16 protein-coding genes are annotated in these 17,509 nt (G+C 67.7%); 6 read left to right on the forward strand and 10 right to left on the reverse strand.

The window, feature by feature from the left end; genetic code table 11:
* Positions 1–12 precede the first annotated feature (12 nt).
* From IB257_RS09990 to phoB, 4 genes are read right to left on the reverse strand one after another with little or no spacing between them, the layout of a single operon-like run.
* Complete coding sequence (locus IB257_RS09990; protein ID WP_119452175.1) at positions 13–1,413, reverse strand: heavy metal sensor histidine kinase; 1,401 nt, start codon at positions 1,411–1,413, stop codon at positions 13–15.
* Entirely contained in the window at positions 1,410–2,099 is a 690-nt protein-coding gene (locus tag IB257_RS09995) for a heavy metal response regulator transcription factor (protein WP_054454998.1), read from the reverse strand. Before IB257_RS09995 ends, IB257_RS09990 begins: the two co-directional genes overlap by 4 nt.
* Positions 2,100–2,144: 45 nt before the next feature.
* Positions 2,145–3,452, reverse strand: a complete 1,308-nt coding sequence (phoR, locus tag IB257_RS10000) for a phosphate regulon sensor histidine kinase PhoR (protein ID WP_054454997.1) — start codon at positions 3,450–3,452, stop codon at positions 2,145–2,147.
* Positions 3,453–3,465: 13 nt separating this feature from the next.
* The gene (phoB, locus tag IB257_RS10005; RefSeq protein ID WP_006227196.1) at positions 3,466–4,164 is read right to left on the reverse strand and encodes a phosphate regulon transcriptional regulator PhoB; all 699 of its coding nucleotides are present in this window, start codon (positions 4,162–4,164) and stop codon (positions 3,466–3,468) included.
* A gap of 161 nt (positions 4,165–4,325) precedes the next feature.
* Here phoB and ubiE point away from each other — a divergent pair, with 161 nt between their 5' ends.
* From ubiE to rfaE2, 6 genes are all read left to right on the forward strand, one after another.
* Complete coding sequence (gene ubiE, locus IB257_RS10010) at positions 4,326–5,102, forward strand: bifunctional demethylmenaquinone methyltransferase/2-methoxy-6-polyprenyl-1,4-benzoquinol methylase UbiE (protein WP_054454995.1); 777 nt, start codon at positions 4,326–4,328, stop codon at positions 5,100–5,102.
* A gap of 176 nt (positions 5,103–5,278) precedes the next feature.
* Positions 5,279–6,283 (forward strand): Tim44 domain-containing protein, encoded by a 1,005-nt coding sequence (locus IB257_RS10015; RefSeq protein WP_119452176.1) that lies wholly within the window; start codon positions 5,279–5,281, stop codon positions 6,281–6,283.
* A gap of 185 nt (positions 6,284–6,468) precedes the next feature.
* Positions 6,469–7,107: an SCP2 domain-containing protein gene (locus IB257_RS10020; protein WP_054454992.1), complete on the forward strand. Its 639-nt coding sequence runs from the start codon at positions 6,469–6,471 to the stop codon at positions 7,105–7,107.
* A gap of 3 nt (positions 7,108–7,110) precedes the next feature.
* Positions 7,111–8,664: a ubiquinone biosynthesis regulatory protein kinase UbiB gene (gene ubiB, locus IB257_RS10025; RefSeq protein ID WP_054454990.1), complete on the forward strand. Its 1,554-nt coding sequence runs from the start codon at positions 7,111–7,113 to the stop codon at positions 8,662–8,664.
* A 184-nt stretch (positions 8,665–8,848) separates the two neighbouring features.
* Positions 8,849–9,727, forward strand: coding sequence for a ferritin (locus tag IB257_RS10030; protein WP_054454988.1), 879 nt, complete (start codon positions 8,849–8,851; stop codon positions 9,725–9,727).
* 22 nt (positions 9,728–9,749) lie between these two features.
* The gene (rfaE2, locus tag IB257_RS10035) at positions 9,750–10,238 is read left to right on the forward strand and encodes a D-glycero-beta-D-manno-heptose 1-phosphate adenylyltransferase (protein WP_175180439.1); all 489 of its coding nucleotides are present in this window, start codon (positions 9,750–9,752) and stop codon (positions 10,236–10,238) included.
* Positions 10,239–10,256: 18 nt separating this feature from the next.
* Here rfaE2 and IB257_RS10040 read toward each other — a convergent pair whose 3' ends face one another.
* The 6 genes from IB257_RS10040 to IB257_RS10065 all read right to left on the reverse strand — a co-directional run bounded on the left by IB257_RS10040 (position 10,257) and on the right by IB257_RS10065 (position 17,276).
* Positions 10,257–11,588 (reverse strand): TolC family outer membrane protein, encoded by a 1,332-nt coding sequence (locus IB257_RS10040; protein WP_175180440.1) that lies wholly within the window; start codon positions 11,586–11,588, stop codon positions 10,257–10,259.
* A gap of 79 nt (positions 11,589–11,667) precedes the next feature.
* A complete protein-coding gene (locus IB257_RS10045) occupies positions 11,668–12,348 on the reverse strand; it encodes a protein-L-isoaspartate O-methyltransferase (protein WP_054454984.1) in 681 nt (226 codons plus the stop codon).
* A 98-nt stretch (positions 12,349–12,446) separates the two neighbouring features.
* Complete coding sequence (gene thiD / locus IB257_RS10050; protein WP_054454982.1) at positions 12,447–13,289, reverse strand: bifunctional hydroxymethylpyrimidine kinase/phosphomethylpyrimidine kinase; 843 nt, start codon at positions 13,287–13,289, stop codon at positions 12,447–12,449.
* Positions 13,286–14,089, reverse strand: coding sequence for a thiazole synthase (locus tag IB257_RS10055; protein ID WP_192492239.1), 804 nt, complete (start codon positions 14,087–14,089; stop codon positions 13,286–13,288). The genes thiD and IB257_RS10055 overlap by 4 nt, the downstream gene beginning before the upstream one ends.
* Before the next feature lie 149 nt (positions 14,090–14,238).
* Positions 14,239–15,177: a cobalamin-binding protein gene (locus IB257_RS10060; RefSeq protein WP_175212759.1), complete on the reverse strand. Its 939-nt coding sequence runs from the start codon at positions 15,175–15,177 to the stop codon at positions 14,239–14,241.
* 53 nt (positions 15,178–15,230) lie between these two features.
* Complete coding sequence (locus tag IB257_RS10065) at positions 15,231–17,276, reverse strand: TonB-dependent receptor (RefSeq protein ID WP_192492240.1); 2,046 nt, start codon at positions 17,274–17,276, stop codon at positions 15,231–15,233.
* Between the last annotated feature and the right edge of the window lie 233 nt (positions 17,277–17,509).

The following is a 17,509-nucleotide window of genomic DNA, read 5'->3' on the forward strand; positions in this document are numbered from 1 at the left end:
CTGTCCCGCACATTACGATTTTGTAATGTTGTCCGCGGTGGCATGGCCCTCCGGCGCGCGCAGCGTGATGCCGACCACGGTGCCATGCGCGCCCGAGGCCGCGTCGACCTCGCCGCCATGCATGCGCGCGATGGCGCGCACGATGGCCAGGCCCAGGCCGTGGCCTTCGCTGCGCGGCGCGCGCGCCTGGCTGGAGCGGAAGAAGCGGTCGAAGATGCGGGGCAGGTCCGTCGGCGGGATGGGCGGGCCTGGGTTGCGCACTTCCACCCGCGCGCCCGCGGGCGAAGCCGAGCAGGTCAGCACGATTTCGCCGCCCCGGGGCGTGGCCTTGATGGCGTTGGAAATCAGGTTCGCCAGCGCGCGCCGCACCAACCCGGCGTTGGCGGCCACGGTGGCGTCGCCTGCGCAGCGCAGATGCACGCCGCTTTCTTCCAGCGTGGCTTCGTAGTATTCGGCCACGCGTCGCGCTTCGGCGGCCAGCGATACTGGCGCCAGGTCCGCGGCCCGTTCGCCGCGGTCGGCGCGCGCCAGGAACAGCATGTCGTTGACCAGGGTCTTCAGGTCTTCCAGCTCTTCAAGGTTGGATTCCAGCGCATCGCGCAGTTCTGCCGCGTCGCGCGGCGACGACAGCATGACCTGCGTGCCGTTGATCAGCGTGGCCAGCGGCGTGCGCAGCTCGTGCGCCACGTCGGCATTGAAGCCTTCCATCTGCTGGTAGGCGGCCTGCAGGCGTTCCAGCGTGCGGTTGAAGGAACGGACCAGCTCGTGCAATTCGCGGTCGGTGTCTTCCAGCGGCAGGCGCCGCGCCAGATTGTCGGGCTGGATGCTGGCCGCCTGCTCGGACAGCCTGCGCGCCGGCGCCATGCTGCGCCTGACGGCCCAGGCCGCCAACACCACGGTCGCGCCGACCCACAGCGCGCAGATCAGCACCAGCGCGGTGCCATAGGCATACAGGAACTGCGAACTGGTGCGCGTGCTGACCGCCACGGTCAGTTGCGCGCCGGGCAGGATGCGGTCGTTCATGGCGACCCGCAGGCCGCGCATGCGGCCGCCGTCGGCGGTCTGCAGCACGACCTGCCTGCCGTCGCCGGTCGCCAGCGTTTCGGGAGCGGGGCCGCCGTACACGGAGTGGCCGTGCGCATCCACGATCCAGATGCCCAGCTGGCCTTCGCCCGCGCGCATCTCGTCGAAGGTGGCGGCCAGGTCTTTCAGGCCGCGGGCGTTGTTCTGCATGTCGATCAGGTGATCGATCAATTCCAGCTTGCCGCTGACTTCGGTGATTTCCTGCCGTTCCACTTCGCGCTTGAGCGCCCAGAACAGCGTGGCTCCCGCCAGGCTGGACACAAGCAGGGCGATGGCGCCCAGGAGCAGCGTCAGCCGCGCCTGCATGGAACGCATGCGCAGCGGCTTCATGCCGGGCGGCTATCCGCGGGGCGCGATTCCAGCACGTAGCCCATGCCGCGCACTGTATGCAGCAACTTGGTGTCGTAGGGGTCGTCCAGCTTGCTGCGCAGCCGCCGCACCGCCACGTCGATGACGTTGGTGTCGCTGTCGAAGTTCATGTCCCAGACCTGCTCGGCCAGGGTGGTGCGCGACAGCACCTGGCCCTGGCGGCGCAGCAGCAGGGCCAGCAGATTGAATTCCTTGGCGGTCAGGTCCAGGCGGCGGCCGCCGCGTTGGGCGCGCCGGCGGGCCAGGTCCAGTTCCAGGTCCGCCAGGCGCAGCAGGGTGGGTTCCTGAGAACGTCCGCGGCGTAGCAGCGCCTGCACCCGCGCCAGCAGTTCCGAAAAGGCGAAAGGCTTGACCAGGTAGTCGTCGGCGCCGCCTTCCAATCCGCGCACGCGGTCCTCGACGGCGTCGCGCGCGGTCAGCATCAGGATGGGCGTGTCCTTCTGTTCGCGCACCGCGGCCAGCACGCCGAAGCCATCCACGCCCGGCAGCATCACGTCCAGCACAATCAGGTCGTAGACGCCTTCCAGCGCCAGATGCAGGCCGTCCACGCCGTCGCGAGCCAGGTCCACGACGTGGCTTTGCTCCGACAGGCCCTTCTTGAGGTAGTCGGCCAGTTTGGGTTCGTCTTCGATGACCAGGATGCGCATGGCAGGAAATTTACCATCCGCGCTGCGTCAGGTCCGGCGGACGGCTCAGGCCGGGCTGTCGATGGCGATGCGGTCGGGCGGAAAGCGCAGGGCGAACACGCTGCCCTTGCCGGGTTCGCTGGTGATCAGCAGTTCGGCGTCGTGGCGCATGGCGATGTGCTTGGTGATCGCCAGGCCCAGGCCGGTGCCGCCCACCGCGCGCGAACGGCCGCGGTCCACGCGGTAGAAACGCTCGGTCAGGCGGGGCAGGTGGCGCGCGGGGATGCCGATGCCGGTGTCCTGCACGCTGTAGCGCGCGCCGCCGTCTTCCTCGCGCTCCCAGCGCACGGTGATGGTGCCGCCGTCCGGCGTGTAGCGCACCGCGTTGGTCAGCAGGTTGGACAGGGCCGAGGTCAGTTCGGTTTCGGCGCCCAGCACGTCCAGGGATTCATCGATGTGCCACTCCAGCACGTGGCGGCCGCCCGACAGGGCCTCGATCTGCTGGCGCGCCTTCTGCAGCAGCGCGCCCATGTTGACCGCGCGCGGGTCGCTGCCCGGCGAGGATTCCAGCGTGGACAGGGTCAGCAAGTCTTCGACGATGGCCTGCATGCGCTGGGCCTGCTCGTGCATCATGTCGATGTACTGCTCGCGTTGTTCGGCGGGCAGGGCGTCGGCGGGCATGTCGCGCAGGGTTTCCAGAAAACCCGCCAGTACCGTCAGAGGCGTGCGCAATTCGTGCGAGACATTGGCCACGAAGTCGCGGCGCGTGGTTTCCAGGCGTTCGATCTGGGTGACGTCGCGCGTGATCAGCAGGCGCTGGTTGCTGGCGTAGGCCGTCAGCTGCATCATCATCAGCCGCTCCTGGCCTTGCTGGCCCAGGCGCACCAGTATGGGCTCGGGCCAGGACGGACGGTGCGCATATTCGACGAATTCGGGCGCGCGCAGCAGGTTCAGCAGGTTATGGCCGCGGTCGGCCGGCAGGCGCAGGCCCAGGTGCTGGCGCGCCATGCGGTTGCACCAGTCGATCTGGAAATCCTCGTTCAGCGTCACCGCGCCGTCCGGCAGCGCTTGCGCCGCGGCCAGCATGCCCTGCATGGTGTTCTGGGTTTCGTTCAGTTCGCGGGCCCGGGCGCGGGTGTAGCGGTACAGCGGCGCGAGGATGTCGTCCCAGGGACCGACCGAAGCGGGCGGCGAGGTATCGGGGTGGTTGGCCCAGTGGGACACCAGGTGCAGGCGCCAGCTGCGCCAGAGCAGCATGGCGGCCAGCGCGAAGGAAAACAGTATCCAGCCCGCCGGGTCTCCTATGAGCCATTGGGCCAGTAATGCGGCAACCGCCCACAGGGCGACCAGGAAAAGAGTGCGCAGCCAGATCATCGTGCGGGAGTTTTTACCGCGTCGGGAGCTGGGCAGTAAACCGGTAGCCGCTGCCGCGGACCGTTTCCACGTGCGCGTCGTGGCCGCTGGGTTCCAGCGCTTTGCGCAGGCGGCGGATGTGTACGTCGACCGTGCGCTCTTCCACGAAGACGTGGTCGCCCCAGACCTGATCCAGCAGCTGGGAACGCGAGAACACGCGTTCGGGGTGCGTCATGAAAAAGTGCAGCAGGCGGAATTCGGTGGGGCCGATCTGCAGCGACTGGCTGTTGCCCGACAGGCGATGCGTCACCGGATCCAGCTTCAGGCCGCCCACGTCGATCACGTCGTCGGTCAGCTGGGGGGCGCGGCGGCGCAGCACGGCCTTGATGCGTGCCATCAGCTCCTTGGGCGAGAAGGGCTTGGTAATGTAGTCGTCGGCGCCGGCTTCCAGGCCGTCGACTTTGTCCTGCTCGGAACCCTTGGCGGTCAGCATGATCACCGGCACGGCGCGGGTGCGCTCGTCGTTGCGCAGTTTGCGCGCCATGGCCAGGCCGGAGGTGCCGGGCAGCATCCAGTCCAGCAGGATCAGGTCGGGAAGTTCGGCGCGGATCAGGGTCTGGGCCTGGTCGGCGTCGAAGGCGCGCAGCACCTTGTGTCCGGCGAAGGACAGGTTGACGGCGATCAGTTCCTGGATGGCGGGTTCGTCTTCGACGACGAGGATGGTGCTGGACATGGCGGATTGGGCACACTTCTGAGCGCCGGCGCGGCGCGAACATTGCGATAGTATGGCCGCAATATTTCAGGTATGTGACCGCCGGGCGTCATTGTCCGCGTCCGCCGGCCGCCCGCGGGAGCCCGATAGGCTACCATTGAACGATATATCGGGAATTCACCATGCAAAACCCCTCCGAATCGCAACATTCCGCGGATTCCGCCTCGCAATCGACCCATTTCGGCTTCCAGACGGTGCCGGAAGGCGAAAAGGCCCGCAAAGTCGCCGAAGTATTCCATTCGGTCGCCCAGCGCTACGACGTCATGAACGATTTCATGTCGGCCGGGCTGCACCGCGTCTGGAAGGCGTTCACCATTGGCCGCGCCGCCATCCGCCCCGGCATGAAGGTGCTGGACATTGCCGGCGGCACGGGCGATCTGGCAAAGGCCTTCGCCAAGCGCGCCGGCCCCACGGGCGAGGTCTGGCTCACGGACATCAACGACTCCATGCTGCGCGTGGGCCGCGACCGCCTGACCGATGCCGGCCTGCTGGTCCCCACCGCCGTGTGCGACGCCGAGCGCCTGCCGTTCCCCACCGGCCATTTCGACCGCGTCAGCGTGGCTTTCGGTCTGCGCAACATGACCCACAAGGACCGCGCCCTGGCTGAAATGACCCGGGTGCTGAAGCCGGGCGGCAAACTGCTGGTGCTGGAATTTTCGCGCGTGGCCAAGCCGCTGGCCCCCGCCTACGACTGGTATTCCTTCAATGTGCTGCCCTGGCTGGGCAAGAAGGTCGCCAAGGACGAAGCCAGCTACCGCTATCTGGCCGAATCCATCCGCATGCACCCCGACCAGGAAACCCTGGCGGACATGCTGCGCACGGCCGGGCTGGAACGGGTGCAGTACTTCAACCTGACCGCCGGCATCGCCGCTCTGCACGAAGGCGTGAAGCTGGGCTGATCCGCCCCGGCCATCCGGATTTTTCGCCGCCCTGCGGGAACTTGTGGGGCGGCGTCTTGTCCGTTATTCTTACGGTATTCAGATTAATGTAAGAAAAGTCGCGACGAAGGTCCCGCGGTCCGTGGGACTTCCTGCTGCTCGGGGCGGCAGGAGCGCGAGTACGAGGGAGCAAACCTATGTCCAAATTCTGTCTTTCGCGGTTTGTCGCCGCGGCGCTGATCGCCGTTTCCGGCGCGGCACTGGTGACGGCGTCTTTTGACGCCGAAGCCCGCCGTGCGGGCGGCGGCAGCAGCGTCGGCCGACAATCCTCCAACGTGACCCAGCAGCGCCAGGCGACCACGCCGCCGACCGCCGCCAGCAACACGGCGGGCGCTACCGCCGCTCCGGCAGCCGCCGGCGCGGCCACGGCCGGCGCTGCCACTGCGGGCGCCGCCGCCAAGAGCGGCGCTTCGCGCTGGCTCGGCCCCATCGCCGGCATCGCCGCTGGCCTGGGTATCGCCGCGCTGCTCTCCAGCATGGGCCTGTCGGGCGCTTTCGCCGAGTTCCTCGGTTCCGCGCTGCTGATCGCCGCGGTCGTGTTCGCCGTCATGTTCATCATCCGCCGCCTGCGCGGCGCCGGTCCGCGCACTGCCACGCAGGGCGCGTTCGGTGGCGCCAACAACGCGCCGGGCCAGCAGCAACAGCAGCCGATGTGGCGTGAAACGCTGAAGCCGGCGGCTCCTGCTGCAGCGGCTCCGGTTGCCGCCGCCGCGGCGCCGGCCGCGATGCCCAAGATGGGCGACGACAACAACTGGTTCGTGCCGGGTGACTTCGATACGCCCAACTTCCTGAAGCAGGCCAAGGAGCAGTTCGTGCGCATCCAGGCCGTCTGGGACAGCGGTAGCACCGATGGCCTGCGCGAGTTCCTGACCGACGACCTGATCACCGAGCTCAAGCCGCAGCTGGCCGAGCGCGGCGCGGCGCCCAACAAGACCGAAGTGGTCCTGCTGAACGCTGAAATGCTGGGCATCGAAACCGTGTCCGACGGCCACCTGGCCAGCGTGCGCTTCTCCGGCATGCTGCGCGAAGCGCCGGGCGCCGAGGCCTTCCGCTTCGAGGAAGTCTGGAACCTGTTCAAGCCCGCCAATGGCGGCTGGCTGCTGGCAGGCATCCAGCAGATCCCGGTGGATCTCGCCAGCTAAGCCTGGCCGGCCGGGGCCGATCCCCACCTCCGTTGCGGATGCCGCAAGGCATCTGTTTGAACCGGCCCTTACAGGGCCGGTTTTTCCATGTGCTTGCGCAAAACACCCAGCCATCTAACCCGTTACACTCCCGATTTACCCATTAACTTCCGCAACCCCCGCAATCGGGGCCGTTGCAGACCGCCATGCTGCCTCTTCCGTTCCTGCCCACCCCCTCGCGACTGGCTGTAAGCGCGCTCAACGCCCTGTTGCGGCGCGAGGACTGGGCGCGTGCGCGCCTGGTCCGGCATGCGGGCAAGACGGTGCGTTTCGCGCTGGGCGGCTTCAGCCTGGGCCTTACCATCGATAGCGAAGGCCTGGCGGCCCAGGCCGATGCGGCCGTGGTGCCCGACGTGACCCTGACGGTCGCGCCTGAAAAACTGCCGCTGCCGCGCCTGGGCGCGGACCGCGAACGCCCCGATTTCGCCGAGGCCACCCATATCTCAGGCGACGCGGCGCTGGCGCAGGTGGTGTCGGACCTGTCCAAGCAGCTGCGCTGGGATCCGGAGGACGCGCTGGCCCGGGTGGTGGGCGACATCGCCGCGCTGCGCCTGGTGGGCGGGGCGCGCGCGGCCGCCGGCGGCGCGCGCACGGCCAGCCTGAGACTGGCCGAGAACGTGTCCGAGTACCTGTCCGAGGAAAGCGGCATGCTGGCCAGCCGACCGGCGCTGGAGCAGTGGCGGCTGGACCTGGCCGAGCTGAACGCCCGCGCCGAGGCGCTGGCCCGCTCGGCCGCCGCGCTGCAAACCCGCCTGGCATCCGCCAGCGCAAAGCGGGGCGCCTGATACATGTTTCCCTTGCTGCGCCTTTTCCGCATCATTCTGGTTTCGCTGCGCTACGGCCTGGATGAGCTGGTGCTCTCCAGCCTGAACCATCCGCTGGCCACCTGCCTGTTGCGCGTCATCCGCCTGGGCACGCGTCCGCGCAAGCCGCGCGGCTTGAGGCTGCGCCTGGCGCTGGAGTCGCTGGGCCCCATCTTCGTGAAGTTCGGACAGGTGCTGTCCACCCGCCGCGACCTGATCCCCGCCGATATCGCCGACGAACTGGCGCTCTTGCAGGACCGCGTGCCGCCGTTCCCCTCGGCGCAGGCCGCGGCCTGCATCGAGGCGGCGCTGGGCGCGCCGCCCGAGAAGCTGTTCGCGCAGTTCGAAGTGGATCCGGTGGCCTCGGCCTCGATCGCGCAGGTGCACTTTGCCGTGCTGCACGACGGCCGCGAGGTCGCGGTCAAGGTGCTGCGCCCGGGCATGCTCAGCATCATCGAGAAAGACCTGTCGCTGCTGAAAGTGGTGGCGCGCATCATCGAGCGCCTGGGCGCCGACGGCCGCCGCCTGAAGCCGCGCGAAGTGGTGGCCGAGTTCGACAAGTACCTGCACGACGAGCTGGACCTGGTGCGAGAAGCGTCCAATTGCAGCCAGTTGCGCCGCAACTTCGGCCCCGAGTCCGGCCGCGGCGACATGCTGATCGTGCCCGAGGTGATCTGGGAATACACGGCATCCACGGTCTTCACCATGCAGCGCATGTACGGCATGCCGGTGGGCCAGGTGGAGCGCATGCGCGAGGCCGGCATCGACATCCCGACGCTGGCGCGCACCGGCGTGGAGATCTTCTTCACCCAGGTCTTCACCGACGGCTTCTTCCACGCCGACATGCACCCGGGCAACATCTACGTGTCCGACCGTCCGGAAACGCTGGGCAGCTACATTGCCCTGGACTTCGGCATCGTGGGCTCGCTGTCCGAGTTCGACAAGAATTACCTGGCGCAGAATTTCCTGGCCTTCTTCCACCGCGATTACCGCCGCGTGGCGCAACTGCACATTGAATCGGGCTGGGTGCCGCCCGATACGCGCGAAGAAGAACTGGAAGGCGCCGTGCGCGCCGTCTGCGAACCGTACTTTGACCGGCCATTGTCGGAGATCTCGCTGGGGCAGGTGCTCTTGCGGCTGTTCCAGACCTCGCGCCGGTTCAATGTGGAGATCCAGCCGCAGCTGGTCCTGTTGCAGAAGACCCTGCTGAACGTTGAAGGATTGGGCCGCCAGCTCGATCCCAACCTGGATCTCTGGAAGACCGCCAAGCCCTATCTGGAACGCTGGATGCGTCAGCGCGTCGGATTCAAGGGGCTGCGGCAGAGCCTGGAAAAAGAAGCCGCGCAGTGGTCGCAAATGCTGCCTGCTTTGCCCAGGCTGGTCCATGACCACCTGAGCCGTCCCAACGTCTCGCCCGCCTTGCTGGCCGAGATGATCCAGTTGCGGCGGGCCCAGGAACAGAACAACCGGCTGGTTGCAGCGCTGGTTGGGGTGGCCGCGGTTGCCATCGGGGTCGCGATATGGGCCTTGACCCGATAGGCGGCGCGATGATCTAGACGGTATCTGTCATGTTTCATTCATGAAACGGTCATCATAGCTTCGCGGTACACGGCGAAAAATAGCGCTGCGGTGGATGAATGCAGCGCCCTCGCCGGCAGCGCGCGCGCCATTCTTAATCTCTATATCTATAGCCCCACTAGCGGGACGAATACAAGGGCAGACCATGCTTTATCCTGAACTCTTCAAGACCATGGAAGCCGTGCGCTGGAACATGGCGCATGACATTCCCTGGGGCGACTTCGATCGCAGCAAGCTCTCGGACGAGCAGGCACACACGATCAAGATGAACGCCATCACGGAATGGGCCGCCTTGCCGGCCACCGAAATGTTCCTGCGCGACAACCGCGGCGACAGCGATTTCTGCGCGTTCATGTCGGTGTGGTTCTTTGAAGAGCAGAAGCATTCGCTGGTGCTGATCGAATACCTGCGCCGCTTCCGTCCGGACCTGGTGCCCACCGAGGAAGAGCTGCACAACGTGCGCTTCGAGTTCGACGCCGCGCCCGAACTCGAAACCCTGATGCTGCATTTCTGCGGCGAAGTCCGTTTGAACCACTGGTACCGCCGCGCCGCCGAATGGCACACGGAACCGGTCATCAAGGCCATCTACAAGACCGTGGCCCAGGACGAGGCCCGCCACGCCGGCGCCTACCTGCAGTACATGCGCCGCGCGCTGCACGACCGCGGCCAGGACACGAGCGAGCAGGCGCGCCTGGCGTTCTCCAAGATCGGCGTGCTGATGGCGTCGGCCGGCCGCACGCAGCAGGCCCTGCATCCGACCAACCTGCACGTGAACAAGGACCTGTTCCCCAACGACACGGTGCAGTCGCGCCTGCCGGAACCCGGCTGGCTGGAGCACTGGCTGGACACGCAGATCCGCTTTGACGGCGTGTGGGAGCAGAAGGTCGCCACCCGTATCCTGCACATCCTGTCCAAGCTGATGGACCGCAGCTTCGAAACGGTGAAGGACCTGAACCGCTACCGCAAGGAAATGACGGCCCTGATCGTGCCCAAGGAAAAGCAGATCATCCTGGGCGGCGCCTGAGCCGGGGCGATACAATCGCCGCATGCCTGCCGCCCGTTTCGAATCCAAGGTCCTGTCCCGCGACGAATGCGTCGCTGCCGTCGCCGACGGCCGCTATCCGCGGCCGCTGGTGTTCACCAACGGCGTCTTCGACATCCTGCACCGGGGCCACGCGACCTACCTCGACCAGGCCGCCCAACTGGGCGCGACCCTGGTGGTGGCGGTGAACACCGACGAGTCGGTGCGGCGCCTGGGCAAGGGCGCCGAGCGTCCGCTGAATCGCATGGAAGACCGCGCCGCCTTGCTGGCGGCGCTGGGCTTCGTGACCGTGGTCACGTCCTTCCATGAAGACACGCCCGAAGCCCTGATCGGCCAGCTCAAGCCGGACCTGATCGTCAAGGGCGGCGACTACGACATGGAAAAGCTGCCCGAGACCGCCCTGGTCAATAGCTGGGGCGGCCGCGCGGTGGCGATTCCATTCGAGTTCGAGCGCTCGACCACGGCGCTCGTGAAGAAAATCCAGAACAAGTAAACCGGGCCCCGTAGCGGCTCAGCGCGGTTCCCGCAGCAGGCGGTTGATTGCTTCCAGGTCCGCTTCGGCCAGGATGCCGCTGGTGGCCTTCAGGCGCAGGCTGGCGAGCACCGTGCTGTAGCGCGCCAGCGCCAGGTCGCGCTGGGTGGCATAGAGCTGCTGCTGGGCGTTGAGCACGTCCAGGTTGATGCGCACGCCGACCTCGTAGCCGGTGCGGTTGGCCTCGACCGCGGCGCGGCTGGATTTTTCGCCTGCCTCCAGCGCCTGGATGCGGGCCAGGCCGCTGGTGACGCCGGTGTAGTACTGGCGCGCGGCCTGCACGGCCTGGCGGCGCGCTGCCTCATAGTCATGGCGCGCCTTCTGTTCCAGCTGGACCTTTTCGGTCACTTGCGACGACACCCCGCCGCCCGAGTACAGCGGGATCGACAGCACCACGCCGATGGTGCTGTCGATGGGCTTGCCGGGCGCGGCATTGCGCATCACGGCGTCGCTGGCGCTGCCGCTGCTGGCGCGCAGGTTCAGGGTGGGATAGTGGCCGCTTTTGGCGATCTGGATCTCGCGGCCGGCGATGCGCGTCAGGAGCTGCGCGCGCAGCACGTCCAGGCTGGAGGACTCGGCCTGGTTGCTCCAGTCGGCCACGCGGGCGGGCTGCGGCGCGGGCAGTTGCACGCCATAGGGCAGTTCGGACAAGGCGCCGGGCGGCGTGCCGATGATCTTGGCCAGTTCGTCGCGGCGGACTTCCAGGTCGTTCTGCAGGCGCAGCTCCTGCGCCACCACCAGGTCGTAGCGCGCCTGCGCTTCGTAGGTGTCGGTGATGGTGGCGTTGCCGAGTTCGAAGTTGCGCTTGGCGGATTCCAGCTGCCCGGCCACGGCGGCCTTCTCGGCCTCGGTGGCGGTCAGCGTGTCCTGGGCGTAGAGCACGTTGAAATAGGCGTCGGCCACGCGCAGCAGCAAGTCCTGGTAAGCCTGTTGCAGCTGCACTTCGACGTCGGCGACGATCAGCTTGGACTGCTCGAAGTTCTGCCAGCGGCCCCAGTCGAACAGCGGCTGGGTCAGGGACAAATCCCAGACGCCGCGGCCGCCGCTATAGGCGATGCCCATGCCGCGAGTGCTGCGGGTTTCCTGGTAGGCGCCGCCGGCTTCGGCGGAAATCAAGGGCAGGAGCAGCGAACGGGCCTGGGGCTCTTTTTCCAGGCCGGCGCGATAGTTGGCGCGCGCTGCGGCGTAGATCGGGTCATTGCCCAGCGCCGATTGCCAGATCTGGATCAGGTTCTGCGCGCGGGCAAGCGTCGGGCCGACGCTTGCGGCGCAGGTAAAAACCAGTAAAGCCGTTAGCAATCGGAAACGCATGTTGGTCAACGATACGCCGGGCCGCCCGGGGCGCGGCGGCCCCGTCAAGGAGGCAGGCGCCGGGCGGCAGGGTTGGGGATCAGAACTTGAACTGGGAGACCGTGACGCCGCGCAGCGGCTTGATGACGGTTTCGAACAGGTTCACCGTTTCGAAGCTGGCCGCGGTGGTGCGGGTGATGCGACAGGCCGTCATGACGGGGGCCTGGCCCACGATCACGACCAGGCGGCCACCCACGCGCAGCTGGTACTTCAGCGCGTCGGGGACGGTCGGCACGGAACCCGTGACGAGGATGGCGTCGTATTCGGTGGAGCCCCAGCCGTTGCGGGCGTCGCCGGTTTCGACCTTGACGTTGGTGACGTTGTTCATCTGCAGGTTCTGCTGCGCGAACGTCACCAGGCGGCTGTCGATTTCGACCGAGGTGACCTGCTGCGCCAGGTAGCCCAGCAGCGCGGCCTGGTAGCCGGAGCCGGTGCCGATCTCCAGCACGCAGTCGGACTTGGTCAGCTGCAGCTCTTGCGCCAGGCGGGCTTCCACCTTGGGCGCCAGCATGTTCTGGCGGGTGTTGACCGCGTTGATCTCAAGCGGCAGTTCCAGGTCGGAAAACGCCAGCGCGCGCAGGGCCGGCGGAACGAATTGTTCGCGGCGCACATCGAACAGCGCTTGCAGCACGTTGGCGTCCAGAACGTCCCACGGGCGGATCTGCTGTTCCACCATGTTGAAGCGGGCTTGTTCTACGTCGGGCAGGGTCGAAGCGTTCATGACGGTCAGAAAAAACAGAGGAATCAACAGACCATTGTACCGATTCGTAGCGTACTGTGACGCCCGGCCCCGCCGACAGATGTTTCAGACGTCCGGATCTACCACCAGGCGTGGAAGTGGTGCACCGGGCCGTGGCCCGACCCCACCGACAGGCGCTCGGCGTGGCGGATGGCCTCCGTGAGGTAGGCCTTGGCGCGACGCGCCGCCTCGGGCACGTCCCCGGTTTGCGGCAGCAGGGCGGCCAGCGCCGCCGACAGCGTGCAGCCGGTGCCGTGGGTATTGGCGGTTTCGATGCGGTGGCCGGGCAGCTCGATCATGCGGTCGCCGTCGTGCAGCAGGTCGATGGTCTCGTTGCCGGGCAGGTGGCCGCCCTTGACCAGCACCCAGCGCTCGCCCGAATGGGCCAGCTTGTTGCGCAGGCGTTCGGCCACGCGCCGCATTTCCTTGACCGTCTCGACCGGGCGCTCTTCCAGCAGCACGCCGGCTTCGGGCAGGTTGGGCGTCAGCAGGGTGGACTGCGGCAGCAGGGCTTCGCGCATGGCGCCCACGGCGTCGCGCTCCAGGAGCAGGTCGCCGCTCTTGGCCACCATGACCGGGTCCAGCACCACGTGGGCGGGGGTCCACTTGGCGAGCTTCTCGGCCACCACCTGGATCACCGGCTGCTGGCCCAGCATGCCGATCTTGACCGCGTCGATGCGCACGTCCGCGAACAGCGTGTCGATCTGCTGGCCAACGAAAGCGGGCGGCACCGCAGAGATGCCGGTGACGCCCTGGGTGTTCTGCGCCGTCAGCGCGGCGATCACCGCGCAGCCGTAGGCGCCCAGCGCGCTCATGGCCTTCACGTCGGCCAGGATGCCGGCGCCGCCGGACGGGTCGACGCCGGCGATGGTCAACGCGTTGGGGATGGGACGGCCGCTGGCGGCCTGCTGGCGACCGTTCATTTGGGGGCGCCTGCCGTGATCAGGCCTTCGTTGGGCGAGCTGGGAGCGCCGCTGTACAGCTTCTTGGGCATGCGGCCGGCCAGGAAGGCCTCGCGGCCGGCTTCCACGCCTTTCTTCATGGCGCTGGCCATCAGGATGGGATCGCGCGCGCCGGCGATGGCGGTGTTCATCAGGACGGCGTCGCAGCCCAGTTCCATGGCGATGGTGGCGTCCGACGCGGTACCCACGCCGGCGTCCACCACGATGGGCACGCGGGCCTGTTCGATGATCAGGCGCAGGTTCCAGGGATTCAGGATACCCATGCCCGAGCCGATCAGCGAGGCCAGCGGCATCACGGCGACCGCGCCCAGGTCTTCCAGCATGCGGCACTGGATGGGATCGTCGGTGCAATACACCATGACCTTGAAGCCTTCGTCCACCAGGGTCTTGGTGGCCTTGAGCGTCTCCGGCATGTTGGGGAACAGGGTCTGCGGGTCGCCCAGCACCTCCAGCTTCACGAGGTCATGGCCGTCCAGCAGTTCGCGCGCCAGGCGCAGCGTGCGCACGGCCTCGTCGGCGCTGTAGCAGCCGGCGGTGTTGGGCAGCAGCGTGAATTTGGACGGCGGGACGTAGTCCAGCAGATTCGGTTCACCGGCGTTCTGGCCGATATTGGTGCGGCGGATGGCGACGGTGACGATCTCGGTGCCGCTGGCGTCCAACGCCGCGCGGGTCTGTTCGAAGTCCTTGTACTTGCCGGTGCCGACGAGCAGGCGCGACGAGTAGGCGCGGCCGGCGATGGTGAGGGTGTCTTGAGTGGTCATGGCGGAGGTTCAAAGGGCGGGTGCGCACGATGCGAGACCCGCGGGGACTGGCGATTCGTTGGACGAATGATAAAGCACGGCGCCGCGCGGCAGACCCGTCCGGTGAAATGTAGCGTTCCACTATTTGCAGATCGCGGCGCGGACGCGGTTCAGCGCAGGCGGTCCAGATCGGCGCAGATCGCCTCGGCGGCGTCGATCAGGCGCGGACCCGGGCGGTACAGGGCGTCGGCGTCCACGCCGTACACGTGCCCCAGCCGCGCGGCGGGCAGCCCCAGCGCCTGCCAGGCTGCCAGGTTGCGGGCGCCGTCCTCGGGTCGGGACGTGCCGGCCAGCACGGCCTCGGGCCGCGCCGCCAGCACGCTTTCCAGCGTGACCTGGGGCGCCACCACGGGGGCCTGGCCGAAGACATTGACGCCGCCGCAGACGCGCAGGGCGTCACTGACGATGCTGCTGTCGTTCAGGGTGTAGATGGGATCCAGCCCCGCCTGCACGAAGACGCGCACGGGGCGGCGGCCGGCATAGCGGGCGGCCAGGGCGTCCAGCCGCGCGCGCAGGGCCTGGGCCGCGGGCCGCGCCTGCGCTTCGGTGCCGAACAGGGCACCCATGCGTTCGACTGCATCGGGGATGGCGGCCAGGGTCTGCGGATCGCTGTAGAACACCGGCACGCCCAGCTTGTCCATCACCCGCGCCAGCGGCGCGGCGGCGGCGGGCTGCCAGGCGATCAGCAGGTCCGGACGCACGGCCGCCACGCGTTCGGGATCGGGCTGGGTGCCGTCGCCGATGACGGGCAGCTGGCGAGCGGCGGGCGGATAGTCGCTGCCGCGGATGGTGGCGATGAGCCGGTCGCCCGCGCCGGCGGCAAAGACGAGTTCGGTGGCGTGCGGGGCCAGGGTGACGGCGCGTTGCGCGGGGGCGGCCAGCGAGACCTGGCGTCCCTGGTCGTCGCGGACCTGGATGGCCGCGCCGGCCGCGGCACGGGTTGCCGGACCTGCCAGGGAACTTGCCGCGGCGGGTCCCGCAGACAGCAGCGCGCCCAGGGCCAGGAACAGCCCCGGAGCGATGCGAGGGAGGGTGCGTGCGCGGGTCATGCAGGAGACCGATATAGCCAGCGGGGAACGCCGACTATATCGGAATGCCGCGATCAGTAGCGCAGCGTGAGCGACGCGTAGAAGTTGCGGCCAGGCGCGGGGTACAGGCTGTAGTTGGCGACCGGGCCCAGCATCTCGAACGAAGCATTGCCGCCGCGGATGCCGTACGTGGCGTACTGGCGGTCGAAGATGTTGTTCACGCCGATGGCGCCTTCGATGTTGCGCGTGAACTTGTACGCCACCTTGGTGTTGAACAGTACGTAGGCGTCCAGTTCCTTGGCGAACTGGTTGGCCTGGTCGTTGTCCATGCGCGACTTGCCCACGTATTGCGCCGTCACGTTCCACAGGAACGCATCGGTGGGACGCCAGGTCACGCCGGCGTTGGCCAGCCACTTGGGCGCCAGCGGCACGGTCTTGCCAGCCAGGTCCACGCCGGCGTAGGTGCCGGAGCGGAATTGCGCTTCCATCCAGGTCAGGTTGGCGTCCAGCGACACGCTGCTGGAAATGGCGGTGTGGCCTTCCAGTTCGATGCCTTGGCGGCGGGTCGGATCCAGGTTGGTGTTGGCGCCCGTGCCCGGGCCCCAGATGCCGTCGGCCAGCGGGTTGTACTGGATCTCGTTGGTCAGGTCATAGCGGAAGTACGACAGGCGGGCGCTGCTGCTGGCCGATTGCCAGGTCACGCCGATTTCCTTGTCGGTGGAGGTCTGCGGCGCCAGCGGGGTCTGCACCGACAGCAGTTCATCGGCGTTGGGCAGGCGGAAGCTGCGGCCGACCTTGCCATACACGCCGAAGCCGGCGGGCAGGTCCTGGCGCACGCCCAGCTGCCAGGCGGTCAGGTGGTTGCTGCGGTCCGACGCCGTGCCCGAGCCGGAAATCACGTCGAGGTCGTCGGAGGCGTACTGGCGGCGCACGCCGGCCGTCACGTAGGTGGTATCGGTGGCGCGTACCTGGCCTTCGGCGAACAGGCCGTACTGGTGCTGGCGCGACTGCCACTTCGAGGGCTGGAAGTCGTAGTAGGCGTTCTGGTTGGCGGTGGTCTTGGCTTCCTGGCCGTCGGCGCCGAAGACGATGCTGTGGCCGCCGTTGATCGGCAGGCGGTAGCGCACGCTGGCGATGTTCTCTTCCAGCTTCTGGTCGCGCAGGATGTCGCCGAAGCCGTCGTAGGTCAGGCCGTCGAGCTTCTTTTCGCGGGTCGACAGGTCGGCGTACAAGGTGCCGGCGCCGATGGCCTGCTCGAGCTGCAGGCCGAAGGTGGTGGTGGTGGTCTTGACGTAATCGACGTCGTTCTTCGAGCCGCGCGGATCGTCCTGGTATTCGTTCAGGCCGGTCTTGGGGTTGATCGTGCGCGGGCCGGGCAGTTCCAGCTTCTGGGTGGTGGTGCGGCCGTACAGGCGGATCGAGCCGTCGTCATGGCGGAAGGTGATGCCGCCGCCGCCGCCCTCGCGCCGCTCGCCGCTGTGATCGCGGTAGCCGTCGCTGTGCAGCGACTGCATGTAGGCGTCGATGCCGACCTTTTCATTGTTCATGGCCACGGCGGCGTCATACTGGCGCAGGCCGTAGCTGCCGAAGGTGGCGGTGGCGCGGGCGCTTACCGGTTCCTTGGCGAAATCAGGGCGCGTGATGATGTTGATCACGCCGCCGGTGGTGCCGCCGCCATATTGCACCGAACCGCTGCCGCGCACGATTTCAATGCGCTCGACCTGGTCCAGCGGCACCACGCCCAGGCTCGGGGCCGACAGGTCGTTGGTGTTCTGCTTCACGCCGTCGATCAGGATCAGCGTGTTGCTGGCGCCGGTGATGCCGAAGCCGCGCAGGTCGACGATGGAGTTGTCGCTGGAGCTGCTGGTGTTGATCAGATGGATGCCGGCCTGGGTCGACAGCACGTCCTGCATGGTGCGGGCGCTGGACGCGGCGATGTCCTCGGCGGTGATGATCGAGATCGACACCGGCAGCGTGCGGCCGTCGGTCGGCACGCGCTGGGCGGTGACCGTGATGGCGTCGAACTGGGGAGTGTCGGGGGCGGCTTGCTGGGCGGCGGCGATGGCCGGGGCGGAGCAGAGCAGGGCGCCGGCATAGCGCCGGATGGAGCGGGTTTTCATCTACGTAACCTCGATGCGACCCGCGACCCCGCAGGCCATTCACGATGGGGAGGATGCCCAAGCCGCGGCGGGCCGGTGTAGGCCTGGCGGCAATGCATGGACTTCCTGGCGATCGAACAGGCCGGTATCGGGCTGCCATGGGCGCATTGCGCGCATGGGGACCGTTGCGGGGGCAGCACAGGCTGGAGCCAGGGTTTGCCGGCGCCTTGTGGGGCGGCAGTCCTGGGAGGTTC

The sequence above is a fragment of the Achromobacter sp. ACM03 genome (assembly GCF_014851665.1).
Lineage (GTDB): Bacteria > Pseudomonadota > Gammaproteobacteria > Burkholderiales > Burkholderiaceae_B > Achromobacter > Achromobacter aegrifaciens.